The sequence below is a fragment of the Kitasatospora sp. NPDC008115 genome (assembly GCF_042957205.1).
GTDB lineage: Bacteria > Actinomycetota > Actinomycetes > Streptomycetales > Streptomycetaceae > Kitasatospora.
Window position 1 is genome coordinate 10750 of sequence record NZ_JBIBHU010000036.1, and the last position, 13580, is coordinate 24329.

11 protein-coding genes and 1 pseudogene are annotated in these 13580 nt (G+C 74.2%); 6 read left to right on the forward strand and 6 right to left on the reverse strand.

Annotated elements, in window-relative coordinates:
- Positions 1-1003 (forward strand): annotated as a pseudogene (locus tag ACFZBX_RS32940) (hypothetical protein); the annotation flags it as partial.
- Positions 1004-1098: 95 nt separating this feature from the next.
- Here the strand turns inward: ACFZBX_RS32940 and ACFZBX_RS32945 are convergent.
- Positions 1099-1917 carry a helical backbone metal receptor gene (locus ACFZBX_RS32945; protein WP_391537457.1) on the reverse strand — a complete coding sequence of 273 codons (819 nt, stop codon included), beginning with the start codon at positions 1915-1917 and terminating at the stop codon, positions 1099-1101.
- Between the two features lie 227 nt (positions 1918-2144).
- Here ACFZBX_RS32945 and ACFZBX_RS32950 point away from each other — a divergent pair, with 227 nt between their 5' ends.
- From ACFZBX_RS32950 to ACFZBX_RS32960, 3 genes are read left to right on the forward strand one after another with little or no spacing between them, the layout of a single operon-like run.
- Positions 2145-3245 (forward strand): ABC transporter substrate-binding protein, encoded by a 1101-nt coding sequence (locus ACFZBX_RS32950; RefSeq protein WP_391537458.1) that lies wholly within the window; start codon positions 2145-2147, stop codon positions 3243-3245.
- 3 nt (positions 3246-3248) lie between these two features.
- Entirely contained in the window at positions 3249-4394 is a 1146-nt protein-coding gene (locus ACFZBX_RS32955; RefSeq protein ID WP_391537459.1) for a FecCD family ABC transporter permease, read from the forward strand.
- Positions 4391-5335, forward strand: coding sequence for an ABC transporter ATP-binding protein (locus tag ACFZBX_RS32960; RefSeq protein ID WP_391537460.1), 945 nt, complete (start codon positions 4391-4393; stop codon positions 5333-5335). Before ACFZBX_RS32955 ends, ACFZBX_RS32960 begins: the two co-directional genes overlap by 4 nt.
- Here the strand turns inward: ACFZBX_RS32960 and ACFZBX_RS32965 are convergent.
- The 4 genes from ACFZBX_RS32965 to ACFZBX_RS32980 form a co-directional block, all read right to left on the reverse strand.
- Complete coding sequence (locus ACFZBX_RS32965; RefSeq protein ID WP_391537461.1) at positions 5320-6342, reverse strand: L-tyrosine/L-tryptophan isonitrile synthase family protein; 1023 nt, start codon at positions 6340-6342, stop codon at positions 5320-5322. The two genes, ACFZBX_RS32960 and ACFZBX_RS32965, sit on opposite strands and share 16 nt — an antisense overlap.
- A gap of 117 nt (positions 6343-6459) precedes the next feature.
- Positions 6460-7725 (reverse strand): cytochrome P450, encoded by a 1266-nt coding sequence (locus ACFZBX_RS32970; protein ID WP_391537515.1) that lies wholly within the window; start codon positions 7723-7725, stop codon positions 6460-6462.
- A gap of 151 nt (positions 7726-7876) precedes the next feature.
- Positions 7877-9337, reverse strand: a complete 1461-nt coding sequence (locus ACFZBX_RS32975) for an MFS transporter (RefSeq protein ID WP_391537462.1) — start codon at positions 9335-9337, stop codon at positions 7877-7879.
- 309 nt (positions 9338-9646) lie between these two features.
- Positions 9647-10234 carry a sigma-70 family RNA polymerase sigma factor gene (locus ACFZBX_RS32980; RefSeq protein WP_391537463.1) on the reverse strand — a complete coding sequence of 196 codons (588 nt, stop codon included), beginning with the start codon at positions 10232-10234 and terminating at the stop codon, positions 9647-9649.
- A gap of 55 nt (positions 10235-10289) precedes the next feature.
- On the opposite strand from ACFZBX_RS32980, the gene ACFZBX_RS32985 reads away from it, so the two are divergent.
- Complete coding sequence (locus tag ACFZBX_RS32985; protein ID WP_391537464.1) at positions 10290-10568, forward strand: zf-HC2 domain-containing protein; 279 nt, start codon at positions 10290-10292, stop codon at positions 10566-10568.
- A 409-nt stretch (positions 10569-10977) separates the two neighbouring features.
- Here the strand turns inward: ACFZBX_RS32985 and ACFZBX_RS32990 are convergent, their stop codons facing one another.
- Positions 10978-11892 (reverse strand): hypothetical protein, encoded by a 915-nt coding sequence (locus ACFZBX_RS32990; protein ID WP_391537465.1) that lies wholly within the window; start codon positions 11890-11892, stop codon positions 10978-10980.
- Positions 11893-12234: 342 nt separating this feature from the next.
- Between ACFZBX_RS32990 and ACFZBX_RS32995 the strand changes: the two genes are divergently transcribed.
- Entirely contained in the window at positions 12235-13551 is a 1317-nt protein-coding gene (locus ACFZBX_RS32995) for a cytochrome P450 (protein ID WP_391537466.1), read from the forward strand.
- Positions 13552-13580: the final 29 nt, after the last annotated feature.

The window sequence follows — 13580 nt, forward strand, 5'->3', positions numbered from 1 at the left end:
CGAGTCCGCCGTGGAGGCTGCGGCAGAGCCGACGGAGGTTGTTGCCGAGACCCCGGTTGCCGAGGCGTCGGTTGTGGTTGAGCCGGTTGCGGAGGTTGCGGCCGAGCTGACGGAGGTCGTCGCGGACGCGGACTCGGCGGCGGTTGAGGCCGAGTCCGCCGTGGAGGCTGCGGCAGAGCCGACGGAGGTTGTTGCCGAGACCCCGGTTGCCGAGGCGTCGGTTGTGGTTGAGCCGGTTGCGGAGGTTGTGGCCGAGGATGCGGCCGAGCCGGTTGTGGAGGCTTCGGTTGAGGCTGAGACGGCCGTGGAGATTCCGGCCGAGCCGACGGAGGTCGTCGCCGAGGCGCCGGTTGAGGCTGAGCCGGTTGCGGAGATCGGGGCCGAGGAGACGGCCAAGCCGGCTGCAGAGGCTGAGGCTGAGCCGGTGGCCGAAGCCGAGCCGGTGGCCGAAGCCGAGCCGGTCGCCGAGGCGCCGGTTGTGGTTGAGCCGGTTGCGGAGGTTGTGGCCGAGGAAGCGGCCGAGCCGATGGTGGAGGTTGCGGCCGAGCTGACTGAGGTCGTCGCGGACGCGGACGCGGAGTCGGTGGCGGCTGAGGCTGAGCCCGTGGCCGAGGCGAGTGTCGAGGCCGTTGCGGAGGCCCCGGTCGCCGAGGCGCAGGTCGAGGCTGAGCCGGTTGCGGAAGCCGTGGTCGAGACCGAGGTCGCCGAGCCCGTCACGGACGCCGCCGCCGACGAGGCGCCGGAGCCGGAGGCCGCCTCCGAGGCTGAGCCCGCCGCCGAGGTCGGGGGGCGGCCGGAGAAGCCGGACTTCACGCCGGGGCGGCCCGTGACCGCGTACTCGGCGGAGGAGCTGCTCGTGATCGTGCGCTGGGTCGACGGCGACGCGGTCGAGCGGAGTGACGAGGAACTGCTGCGGGCGGCCATGAAGGAGCTGGGCTTCGCCCGCCTCGGGCCGCGCATCAAGGAGGCGCTGGGCGCCGCCGTCGCCGCCGCGCGCGGCTGACGACGACCGGGAAGGCCCCGGAGCACGGTCACCGACCGCGCTCCGGGGCCTTCCCCGTGTCCACCCGGTGAAGTCCGACGACAGGGATCGGGCGGTCACCCGTGCGCCGACGCCCGGGTGAGCTGCGCCGTCAGGACGGCCGGGGCCTGTGCCAGGGACGGGCCGTACCAGGTGAGGTGGCGGCCGCTCACCAGGGCCGCCGGAACGCCGGGGAAGGCCTCGGGGCCGTCGTCGGCGGTGAAGCGGTAGGGCTCGTCGGGCAGGACCACCAGGTCGGGGCGGGAGGCGAGCAGGTCGGGGAGCGGGACGGCGGGGTAGCGCTCGGGGCGGTCCGGGTCCTCGGCGTGCGGGAGGCGCAGGCCGAGGCGGCGCAGCAGGTCGCCGGCGAAGGTGTCGTGGCCGAGCACCATCCAGGGGCGGCGCCAGATCGGCACCACCGCCCGGCGGGGCGGGCCGGGCAGCGGGCGGGCGTCGGCCCAGGCGGCCTCGGCGGCGTCCAGCCACGGTGGGCGGGGCAGGCCGCAGGCGACGGTGAGCAGCCGGTCCAGTGAGCTGAACGCCTGGTCGAGGGTGCGGATGTCGGTGACCCAGACGGGTACGCCGGCCGCCCGCAGGGCGTCCAGGTCGGGGCGGCGGTTCTCCTCGGCGTTGGCGATCACGAGGTCCGGGGCGAGCGCCACGATCCGGGCCACGTCCGGGTTTTTGGTGCCGCCGATCCGGGGTACGTCCAGGTTCGAGGGGTGGCTGCACCAGTCGGTGACGCCGGTGAGCAGCCCGTCCGAGGTGGCGGCGAGCGCCTCGGTGAGCGAGGGCACCAGCGACACCACCCGCCGCACCGGTCCCGCGCCGAGCGGTACCACGAGTCCGAGATCGTCGGCCACCGGCGGACCGCCGGAGGGGGAGGAGGACGTCATCACCCCACCCTAGCCACCACCTCGCCACCACCCGGCCGCCACCTCGCCACCGTCGAGCCACCACCCGGCCCGCCCCACCCGGCCGTCCCCGTCCCGACCGCCCCGCCGTCACCGGCCGGGTGCCTGGAGGGGCAAACTCCCGGGAACCGGCCGGGTGCGGTGGCCGACTACCTGGTCCGGGTTCACAGGAAGGACCCGAGCACGACCACTGACCAGGAGAGATTCTGATGCGCCCTCGCGCCCTTCGCGGTATCGCGGCCGCCGTCGCCCTGTTCGCCGCGGCCACGGCATGCTCCGGCGGTGGTGACGGTGACGGTGGCGCGGACGCGGCGGGCGGCGGGAGCGCGCGGCCGGCGGCGGGCGGGACGTTCCCGGTCAAGGTGGCCGACTGCGACGGCAAGGAGACGACCGTCAAGCAGGCGCCCGAGCGGATCGTCACCAGCAACGCGGCGGCGCTGGAGATGCTGCTCCAGCTCGGCGTGGGCGAGCGGGTGATCGGCACCGGGTTCCCGCCGCGCAAGGGCGGCCTGCCGGCCCCGATCGCCGAGCAGGGCGCCAAGGTCCCGGTGCTGGGCGACACGCTGATCCCCAAGGAGAAGCTGCTCGGCTCCGGCGCGGACCTCTACGTGGACACCTTCGGGCCGATGCCGGCGATGGGGGCGGCGGGCTCCGGGCCGAGCGAGGAGGAGCTGAAGGCGGTCGGCATCCAGCACGTGCTGCTGCTCTCCACGGCCTGCGCCAAGAGCTCCAAGGCGGCGCAGGGCCCGCGCACCGACCTCTCCGCCGTCGAGGAGGACATCCGCCGCCTCGGCGCGGTCACCGGGACGGCCGCCCGGGCCGAGGAGATCGTCGGCGCGATGGAGCAGCAGATCACGGAGGTCAAGAACGCCACCGCGGGCGTACCGGAGGCGCAGCGTCCCGGGTACTTCCTCTTCGACTTCGATGCCGGTACAAAGCAACCGATGGCCGTCTGTGGCAGGCAGGTCGCCAACGCGGTGATCACCCTGGCGGGCGCGCGCAACGTGTTCGCCGACTGCGACGCCGACTTCAGGCCCGTCTCCTGGGAGGACGTGGTGGCCAAGAACCCGGACTGGATCCAGCTCGCGGTGCGCAACCGCGGAGGCGAGGAGGCGAACCGCAAGGCCTTCGACGAGGCCGAGGCGTTCCTCAAGAGCTTCCCGGCCACCCAGGGGCTGAAGGCCGTGCAGGAGGGGCGCTTCCTGCGGATCGGCTCCGAGGTCACCACCATCGCCGGGACCCGCACCGCCGACACCGTCCGGCAGATCGCCGCGACGGTCCACCCGACGCTCGTCAAGAACGGGCAGTAGCCGATGTCCGGGGCCACGACCACCACCACCGCGGGCGACGCCGCTGACGCCGCGAACGTCGCGGACACCGCCGGCGCCGCCGACGCGGCCGTGCGGCGCAAGCGCGTCCGGGCCCTGCGGGCCGGACCGCTCGCCGCCGTGCTCACGGCCGCCCTGGTCGTGGCGTTGACCGCCGCGGTCTCGCTCGGCGCGGTGGACATCCCGCCCGGTGAGGTGTGGGAGGTGGTCGGGCGCCGGATCACCGGGCAGCATCCGGCGCCCGGCAGCCGGGACCTCATCGTCTGGCAACTGCGCGTGCCGCGCGCCCTGCTGGCGGCCGTGGTCGGGGCCGGACTGGGCGTCGTCGGCACCGCCGTGCAGGCGTTGGTCCGCAATCCGCTCGCCGACCCGTTCCTGCTCGGCATCTCCTCCGGGGCCTCGCTCGGCGCGGTCGGCGTCATCGTGCTCGGCGCCGGCGTCGGCCTGGAGCTGACCGTCGGCGGCATCGCCGGGATCACCGTCTCGGTGGCCGCCTTCCTCGGCGCGCTCGCCGCCTTCTCGCTCGTCTGGCTGATGGCCCGGCGCGGCGGCGGCTTCTCCCCGCTGCGCCTGGTGCTGGCCGGCATCGGCATCGGCCAGTTCCTCTCCGGCCTCACCAGCTACCTGGTGCTGCAGACCGGCGACGAGCAGCAGACCCGGGGCGTGCTGTTCTGGCTGATGGGCAGCCTCAGCGGCGCCACCTGGGGACAACTCGTCGTTCCTGCCGTCGCCGTGGTCCTCGGCATGCTGCTGCTCCAGGGGCGCGCCCGGGGCCTGAACGCCATGCTGATGGGCGACGAGACGGCGGCCGGGCTCGGCGTCGACGTGGTCCGGCTGCGCCGCGAGATCTTCGCCGTCACCAGCGTGCTCACCGGCGTCCTGGTCGCGGTCTCCGGGGCGATCGGCTTCGTCGGGCTGATGGTCCCGCACGTGTGCCGGATGCTGGTCGGCGGCGACCACCGCCGGCTCCTGCCGTTGTCCGCCCTCACCGGCGCGGTACTGCTGGTGGTCGTCGACCTGCTCGCCCGCACCGCGCTGGACGGCCAGGAGGTGCCGATCGGCGTGGTCACCGCGCTGCTCGGCGCGCCCACCCTGCTCTACCTGCTGGACCGACGACTGGAGCGGAATTGAGAATCGCCGTCGAGGACGTGAGCGTCGCCCTGGCCGGGCGGACCGTGGTGGCCGGCGTCCACCTGGTCGCCAAGGAGGGCGAGATCGCCGGGCTGGTCGGTCCCAACGGCAGCGGCAAGTCCAGTCTGCTGCGCACCGTGTACCGGCACCTGCGGCCGAGCGCGGGACGGGTGCTGCTGGCGGGGCGGGAGCTGTCCGAAATGAGCCCGGCGCAGTCCGCCCGGCACATCGGGGCGCTGCCCCAGGAGCGCGGCGGGGACTTCGAGTTGACCGTCCGCGAGGTGGTCTCGATGGGCCGCACCCCGTACAAGCGGGCGTTCGCCAAGGACGACGCCGAGGACCACCGGGTGGTCGGCGAGGCGCTGGAGCGGGTCGGCATGGCGCACGCCCCGGACCGCCGGTTCGCCCAGCTCTCCGGCGGGGAGCGGCAACGCGTGCTGCTGGCGCGGGCGTTGGCGCAGCAGCCGGACGTCCTGGTGCTGGACGAGCCGACCAACCACCTGGACGTCCGGCACCAGGTGGAGCTGCTGGCCCTGTTACGCGAGCAGCGGCGCACCACACTGGTCGCGCTGCACGACCTGAACGCGGCGGCCTCGGTGTGCGACCGGCTGCACGTGCTGCACCGCGGCGCCCTGGTCGCCTCGGGGGAGCCGCGCGAGGTGCTGACGGCCGAACTGCTGGCGGAGGTGTTCGGGGTGCGGGCGGCGGTGGTCGAACACCCGTTGACGGGTGACCCGTTGATCGCGTTCGACCACCGCACGCCGGCCGGGAGCACGTCGGCCGGGAGCGTACGGGCCGGGAGCGGGAAGGCCGGGAGCGGGAAGCCCGCGACCGGACCCGACGGGGGAACGACGTCGGCCGGGGCGGCGGGCGCCCGGGTGCCCTCAGGACTCCCGGTCGCCGCCGCCCCGGCCTCGGTCGAGTGTCAGGAGGTCTCGTAGTGGCTCGGGCGGCCGTTGCGCTCGACCAGGCGGCCGACCTTGGCGGCCTCCTCGCTGCGCAGCAGCTCCCACTCGCCGTCCTGGCGGTGCAGCACCGAGGAGTGCCACGGGGTCATCCACATGTCCGCGTGCTCGAGCAGCCGGATGCCGAACTTCAGCACGCCGACCTTCTGCGGGTGGATGGAGAGCCGGAACGAGCGGGGGTGCTGCTCGGCGATGAGGTCGCCCCAGGCGCGGCTGCGCTGGATGACGCCGTAGGCGCGCTGGCGGCAGTCCTTCTGCAGGGCGGACTTGGTGCCGGTCCAGCCGAAGGTGTCCTCGGTGAGGAAGCGGGTGATGCCGCGATAGAGCTTGGCGGTCTCCTCGTCGGTGAGCACCTGCTCGCGCAGTTCCTCCTTGGTCGGCGCGTACTGGGCGTGCACCCGGGCGCGCTTCTCGTCGAAGGGCAGGTCGCCGAGGACGGCCCGCAGGTCGAAGGTGTCGAGGTTGGTCAGGCCCTCGCGCTCGATCAGCGCCGCCAACTCGTCCGAGTACTGGTCGATGTTGTCGTCGGGCACGTGGATGAGGTCACCGAAGATGTGCCCGTCGGAGCAGATCAGGATCTTGGCGCCGGGCTCGTAGATCTTGCCGATCTCCTCGGCCAGCCGGTTGAGGAAGGTGAGCGAGAGCCGCTCGCCCTCGTCGGGCAGGTGGCTGAGCACCTTGGCGAGGTTGGGGGATTTGCAGGGGAACCCGGGCAGGGTGAACAGGATCGGGTCCCCGGCGGTGATGAAGTCCGCCAACTGCTCCATCTGGAGCGGGAAGTCGGCGGGCGCCGCGTCGACCTCCGGGTCGGAGGCGCGGCGGTGCGGGAGCAGCAGGTCGAGGATCTCGGCGGAGATCCGGGTGATGGTCTGCTGGTCAGGGACGGTGTACCCGGCGCTGGTCTGCGCGGTGGTCACGTCGCTCCCGGTGCTGTCGGCCTGGGAGTTGCTGGAGCTGCTGGTGACGGTGCCGGCGGGCGGCATGGCGGTCCTCCACGGAACGGTGATCGGGCTTCGGGCAGGCGGAGCCACGCCCCGGCGGTGGTCGCCGGGACGCTGTGGTGGATGCAGGGAGAAGCGTGGTCGCCCCTTCGCAGGCGCTCAGATCCGCCGGTCGTAGGCGACCGGGAGCTGGTTCACCCCACGGGCCAGGACGGCGGGAACCCAGGCGAGCGCGTCGATGTGCTCGCCGTCGGCGACGGACGGGCGCAGCCCGGGCAGCCGGGTGAGCAGGGTGCCGATGGCGATCTGGAGTTCGGCCCGGGCCAGGGCGGCGCCGGGGCAGAAGTGGATGCCGTGGCCGAAGGCCAGGTGGGCGTTGGGGGAGCGGTCGAAGTCCAGGACGTCGGTGTCCGTGAACTGCTCCTCGTCGCGGTTGGCGGCGCTGAGCGCGACGATCACCGAGTCGCCGGCCGGGACGGTGGTGCCGTGCAGGTCACTGTCCTCGGCGAAGAAGCGCCAGGTGGTGAGCTCGAAGGCGCCGTCGTAGCGCAGCAGTTCCTCGATCGCCCGGATGAGCAGGTCCGGTTCGGCGGTGGGCGCGTCGGGATCGAGGGCGGCGCGCAGCCGGTCGAGCTGCTCCGGGTGGCGCAGCAGGGTGATCAGCATGGTGGTGATCTGGTTGGTGACCGGCTCCTGGCCGGCGACCAGCAGTTGGAACACCATCGAGTCGAGCTCCTCGGGGCTCAACTCGCCGGCGTCGCAGGCGGCGACGAGCCGGCCGAGCAGGTCCACGTCGGGCCCGGCGGGGTCATAGGTGGCGCGCTTGTGCGTGACCACCTCGGCGATGTACGTCTGCAGGCCGCGCAGCCGGCCCTCGTACGCCGGTCGGCCCGGGTCCTGCGGGCCGACCGGTTGCACCACCTTGCCCCAGTCGCGGTCGAACTTGACGGCCAGCTCCTGCGGGAGGCCGATCACCGCGGCCAGCACCTGGAAGGGGTAGTGGGCCGCGAAGCCGGCCACCAGGTCGACGCCGCCGGTCGGGGCGGTCGGCGGCAGCTCGTCGACGAGGGCGTCGGCCAACTCCTGGATGCGCGGGCGCAGCCGCTCCACCCGGCGCGGTGAGAAGGCGTCCAGGACGAGCTTGCGCATCGTGGTGTGCTTCGGCGGGTCCTGGTGCAGCAGGTGCACCTGGAGCTGGGAGTGCTGCGGCTCGGGCATGATCGAGGCGAGCCGGCGCCACTCGTCGTTGCCGAGCGCGTGGTTCTTGCCGAGCCGGGGGTCGTTGAGCGCCTCGTGGGCGGCCTTGTAGCCGGTGACCAGCCAGGCGCCGACACCACTCGGGAAGGTCACCCGGTGGACCGGGCCTGCCGCCCGCATCCGCCGGTAGAGGGAGTAGGGGTCGCTCTTGAATTCCTGGCCGAACATCGGTACGGGGTCGGGGAGTTCGTCGTAGCCGAACGGGCAGCGAGGCCCGTCGGGGGCCTCGCCCGCCGCGGTCGGGTCGTGGACGGTGTCGGTCATTTCGGATGTTCCTCCGGTGTGGATCCGCCGAATGCAGGCCGAGTGTGACGATCCGTCACGCGGGACTGCTGATCGTCTGGTCGGTCTTGGTGGTGCTCTCGGTCTTGATGGTGCCCGTGGTGCGGTCGGCGGGGTTCCCGCCCTTGGTGGTGCGGTGGTGCAGGGTCAGGAGGGCTACGGCGACGGCGGCGGCGAGGCCGGCGACGGTGAGGCCGGCCCGTACGCCGGCGATCTCGGTGGTGCCGTACAGGGTGGCGGCGGTGCCCAGCGCGGGGCCGAGGGCGAATCCGAGGCTGCGGGACAGCTGGACGGCCGAGCCGGCGGTGGCGAGCTGGTCCCGCGGGGCCGAAGTCATCACCAGGGCCTGGACCGGGCCGCCGTTGAGGCCCATTCCGGCGCCGGCCACGGCGAGCCGCCAGGCGATGTCGGGCGAGGACCAGTCGGTGGACACGGGGACGAGCAGCAGCAGGCCGATCGTGGTGACGACGGCGCCGGTGAGCGCCGTCGGGCGGGCGCCCCAGCGGTCCGCGAGCCGTCCGCCGAAGCGGCCGGCCAGCACCATGCCGAGCGGGAACGCCAGCATGGTGAGCGCGGTGGTGGTCGCGCTCTCCCCGCTCTCCCGGCGCAGGTGCTGGGCGAGCAGGAAGTGGGTGGCGGCGAAGCCGGCGGCGAGCGCCAGCACCGAGCCGTTCACGGGGGCGGTGCGGGAGACGCGCAGCACGGTGGCGACCGGGCGCCCGCCGGGGCGGCGCAGCCAGATCAGCAGGAGCGGTACGGAGGGAAGCGTGAGCAGCAGCCAGAGCGGCGCGTCCGGGGCGAGGGTGAGGCCGAGCAGGACTGCGGCGATCGCCGAGCCGATCAGCGCGGCGTCGCCGAGCGAGCCGCGGTCGGGCAGCCGCAGCCGCTTGCCGCCGCGCGTGGCGCTGCGGTGCGCGATCAGCCAGGCTGCCAGGCAGATCGGCAGCTTGACCAGGAAGATCGCCCGCCAGCCGACGTGGTCCAGCAGCAGGCCGCCCATCACCGGGCCGGTGACGGCGCCGAGCGGGCCCATGGTGGCGGGCACGCTCATCGCCCGGCCGCGCAGCTCGGGGCGCACGGAGGTGGCGGCGAGGACCGGCATCAGGACGAACAGCACGGCGCCGAAGGCGCCTTGGGCGAGGCGGGCGGCGATCAGCCAGCTCGCCCAGGGGGCGACGGCGGCCAGGACGCTGCAGAGCGCGAAGCAGGCGACGGCCAGCAGCAGTGCGGAGCGCAGGCCGACCTGGTCCAGCCACCGCCCGGCGGGCAGCAGCAGGGCCACCAGGGGGAGCTGGTAGCCGAGCACGGCCCACTGGGCGGTGGTGGGGGAGACGTCGAAGGCCTTCGCGATGTCCGTGAGCGCGAGGTTCACGACGTTCATGTCGAGCATCGCGACGAAGGCGAGCAGGCCCGCGGCGAAGACCAGGCTCCACCGGTCCTCCGCCCCGGCCGGGCTGCTACCCGGTGCGCCGACGGCGGGAGACTGCTGCGTTGCCATGGGTCATCCTCCGTTCCCCCCCGTGCTGTCCGGACACCCTCTCGGCGGCGGCGTCCGGTACAGCAGTCGGAGGCACCCGGGTCCGGGTTCCGAACAGGTGGGGGATTTTTGAGGCTTGGCCGGATCATGACGACGATGGCTGATCTTGCCTGCGGCCGGGAGCGGGGAGCCGGGCCCGCCGACGGCTGACAACTGACAGATTTCAGATAACAGATAACAGATTTTGAAATCTGTCATCCGTCATCTGTCAGCGGTCCGGGGTCGAACATCTCGTCGGGGGCCGCCGGTCCGTCGGCCCCCGGCGCCGCCTCAGCCGACGGCCGCCAGTTCCCCGGCCGAGGCCGGTGCCGGCTCGCCGGCCTCGGCCGCCCGCAGCCGGGCTATCAGCTCCTCGCGAGCCCGGGCGACCCGGGAGCGGACGGTGCCGACCGGGCAGCCGGCCACCTCGGCGGCCTCGGCGTAGCTCAGCCCGACGACCTGGGTGAGCACGAAGGCCTCGCGCCGCTGGGCGGGCACCCGGTCCAGCAGGTCGCCGAGCGCCACGCCGTCCTCGAAGCCCGCGGCCGGCGGGGTGCCCTGCCGCTCGGCGGCCTCCTGCCAGTCCGGCAGCGCGGCGCAGCGCGGCCGGGCGGCGGCGGTGCGGTAACGGTCGATGACGGTGCGCCGGGCTATGGACAGCAGCCAGGTGCGGGCGGAGGAGCGCCCGGCGAACCCGGGCAGGCTGCGCAGCGCCCGCAGGAAGGTCTCCTGGGCGAGGTCGTCGGCGGACTGCACGTCGGTGAGGTGGGCGACGAACCGCCACACGTCCCGCTGGGTGGCCCGGACGAAGGCCTCGACATCGGCGGGCCGCCCCTCGCGGGCGGCCAGGGCGAGCGCGGTCAGCTGATCGTCATCCACGACGGCCCCCTACCCGGTCGGTCCCGCCTGGGAGCAGGTACGGGACGATGGTCATATGAGATGCGCGCAACTTCGTACCGCTCTGTCCGCCCGCCTCGACGGCGAACCGGCCGGTGTGCCGGACCGCCGGCTGGACGGGCACCTCGCCCGGTGTACGGCCTGCCGGGAGTGGTTGGAGCGGGCGGAGCGACTGCGCGGGCCGCTGCTCGCGAACGGGGCCGACGAGCCGTCGGCGGACTGGACGGCGAAGCTGCTCACGCGCCTCGGCGCTGCCGAGGACGGTGGAGCCGAAGTGGGCCGCCCCGGGCAGGGGGACGGCGGGCGGACGCGGTAGGACGGTGGCGCCGGGTGTGGCCGGTGCGCCGTCGAAGTCAGGCATGGAGAAGTCCTGAGGGGAAGACGGGGTGCGGTGCCGTTGCGGTCGGCACCGTCGGCGTCGATGGGCGGTCGTGCGGTCCCGGTCCCGGTCCGGCGGAGCGGCGGGAACGGTCGGCACGTGCGGGCCCGGACCCCGGCGCCGGCAGCGGTCTCCGTCGGAACCGTCGGCGCCCCCCGGCACGGACGCACCGGCCGCCCGCGACGGCCCACGGCCGCCCGGCGGGAGGCGCGGGAGGCGGTGGTGCGCGGTCGGTCGGCGGTCGTCGGGGGACGGGCGGCGGTACCCGGCGGCGCGGTCGCGGCGCGGGGCGACCTGCCCGCCGCGTGGCGGACACCGGCGGTGTCCGGGAACGGCGGCGGGCGCGTCAGCGGGCGAACGCGGCCGGGGGAGGCCCGCGCCGGACCAGGGCGTGCGAGAGCAGCACCGACCGTGGCAGCCGGGCCCGGTGTCCGACGGGTTCGGGCACGTCCGGCGGCCGGTAGCCGGTCGCACGGGCGAACAGTACGAGCAGCGGCGCCAGCAGCGCCCCCGCCAGCACCGAGCCCAGCGCGCCGAGCAGTTCGAACAGACGCACCAGCGCCGCCTCGCCGCGCCAGAGCAGCAGCGAGCAGGCCAGCGCGGCGACCACATGGGCGGTGATCATGCCGGTCGACATGCCGTGCGCGGCCATGCCGTGGCCGCCCATGCCGGTCGTACCGTTCATTCCGTTCATCCCGGGCATGCCGCTCATGCCGCTCATACCGCTCATGTCGTGCCCGGCCATCCCGGACGCGGCCGCGGAGCCGGAACCGGAGCCCGGCACCGGCGTACCCGCGGCGGACGTGAGGTCGGCGGCCGCCGCCGCGCCGTGCGCGTGGGCGACGGCCGCGGTGCCGGACGGCGGAATGTCGGGGTCCAGCCCGGCCATCAGCGCCAACTCGTCCGAGGACAGCCCGGTGGGCGTGGTGTCCGGATTGCACAGCAGCAGCGAGGCCCAGTCCGTCGACGGCGCGCCGGCGATGCCGCCGCCCCCGAACAGCGAGCCCGCCTGCTGGAACGTCAGGTGCAGCGCGGTCTGCGCCACCACCATCCAGCAGCTGATCACCGTGAGCCCCCGCCGCCGGCCGGCCAGCAGCCAGGTGAGGCTGAGGGTGAGAGCGAACGCGCCCGCCAGGACCGGGGCCGAGACCCCGGAACCCGCCATGGCGACGTGCGCCGTGGCGGCCAGCGCCACGCAGAGCGCGGCGAAGACCACGGCGCGCAGCGAGCGGATCCGGTCGGTCATCACGATGACACTCATCGTCGCACCCGCCTCCGCCGCCCTGTACCGCACCCTCCGGTATTGGCCGGTTCCGTCCCTGCCGTGATGTCCGGCCACCTCGGGAACGCCCCTTCGGGGCAAGCCGTTCGGGCACGCGCGCCGTCCGGCACGGGCGGGGCGCAGGTGATGGAGGTGACGGTGTGGTGGCCGGATCCCGACGGTGCGCGAGCGACCGCCCTCCGCCGCATGCCGGACTGGTCCGGAAGATGCTCTCTTCATACCGTCATATCGGTTTGACACGTCCGTGCAGATACGTACTGAATGTGACGCCCTGAATGTGACTCCGCGCACACGGGCCCCGACGGCGACAGGAGACCCGGCATGGACACCACGGCACCCGAGGCCGGCAGCATCCCCGCGCCCGGCACCGCAGGAACCGCCGGCACCGCAGGAACCGCCGACGCCTCCGGCACCCTCGGCACCCTCGGCGCCGATCTCGCCGACCCGGTGTTCTGGCGGCTGCCCGACCACGCCCGCGCCGCCGCCTTCGCCGAGCTGCGCCGCCTGCCCGCCCCGGCCCGCTTCGGCGACGCCCCGGGCTTCCACGCCCTCGTCCGGCACGCCGACGTCGTCGAGGCCAGCCGCAACCCCGCCGTCTTCCTCAGCGGACCCGGCGTCACCACCCCCGAACCCGCCCGCTGGGTGCGCCTCCTGTTCGGCGACTCGATGGTGAACCTGGACGACCCCCGCCACGCCCAGCTGCGCCGCATCGTCTCCCGCGCCTTCACCCCGCGTCTGATCGCCCGGGTCGAGGACGACATCCGCCGGGTCGCCACCGACCTGGTCGACCGGGTCGAGCGCGAGCGCCCCGAGGACTTCGTCAACGCGGTGGCCGCCGAACTCCCCTTCCAGGTGATCTGCAACATGATGGGCATCCCGCAGGAGCCCCGCCGCGCCATCCTCGACCAGGTCGACCACGCCTCCGAGCACACCGGTGTCCAACGCCCGCTGCGCCAGCGGATCCGGATGCCTGGCCGGGGACTACGGGCGCTGGCCCGGATGCAGGGCATGGTCGCCGACCTCGGCCGCGAACGCCGCCGCCGGCCCACCGACGACCTGATCTCCGCCCTGGTCACCGCCGACGTCGACGGCCGCCGCCTCACCGGCCGCGAACTCGGCGCCTTCTTCTCCCTCCTGCTCGTCGCCGGGGTCGAGACCACCCGCAACGCCCTCGCGCACGGCCTCCACCTGCTCACCGCCCACCCCGAACAGCGCGCCCTGCTCCTCGGCGACCTCGACGGGCACCTCGGCGGCGCGGTCGACGAGATCGTCCGCCACTCCACGCCGATCATCCAGTTCCGCCGCACCCTGGCCGTCGACCACCGGCTCGGCGGCCCCGACGGCCCGCTGCTGCGGGCGGGCGAGAAGGTGGTGCTCTACTACGGCTCCGCCAACCGCGACGAGAGCGTCTTCACCGACCCCGAGGCCTTCGACATCACCCGCAGCCCCAACCCCCACCTCGGCTTCGGCGGCGGCGGGCCGCACTACTGCCTCGGCGCGCACCTCGCCCGGCAGGAGATGAAGGTGCTCTACCGGGAGCTGTTCACCCGCCTCCCCGAGGCCCGCTCGACCGGCGAGCCCGAGTTCGTCCCCTCCAGCTTCGACCACCGCATCCGCTCGCTCCGGTTCACCTTCTGAGCAGCCCCGGCCTCACCCGGACCCCGGCC

Bases quoted from the DNA above. Each gene is read 5' to 3' on its own strand.
- ACFZBX_RS32945 (WP_391537457.1), bottom strand. From the start codon at position 1,917: ATGACGTCCTCCTCCCCCTCCGGCGGTCCGCCGGTGGCCGACGATCTC.
- ACFZBX_RS32950 (WP_391537458.1), top strand. From the start codon at position 2,145: ATGCGCCCTCGCGCCCTTCGCGGTATCGCGGCCGCCGTCGCCCTGTTC.
- ACFZBX_RS32955 (WP_391537459.1), top strand. From the start codon at position 3,249: ATGTCCGGGGCCACGACCACCACCACCGCGGGCGACGCCGCTGACGCC.
- ACFZBX_RS32965 (WP_391537461.1), bottom strand. From the start codon at position 6,342: ATGCCGCCCGCCGGCACCGTCACCAGCAGCTCCAGCAACTCCCAGGCC.
- ACFZBX_RS32970 (WP_391537515.1), bottom strand. From the start codon at position 7,725: ATGTTCGGCCAGGAATTCAAGAGCGACCCCTACTCCCTCTACCGGCGG.
- ACFZBX_RS32975 (WP_391537462.1), bottom strand. From the start codon at position 9,337: ATGGCAACGCAGCAGTCTCCCGCCGTCGGCGCACCGGGTAGCAGCCCG.
- ACFZBX_RS32985 (WP_391537464.1), top strand. From the start codon at position 10,290: ATGAGATGCGCGCAACTTCGTACCGCTCTGTCCGCCCGCCTCGACGGC.
- ACFZBX_RS32990 (WP_391537465.1), bottom strand. From the start codon at position 11,892: ATGAGTGTCATCGTGATGACCGACCGGATCCGCTCGCTGCGCGCCGTG.
- ACFZBX_RS32995 (WP_391537466.1), top strand. From the start codon at position 12,235: ATGGACACCACGGCACCCGAGGCCGGCAGCATCCCCGCGCCCGGCACC.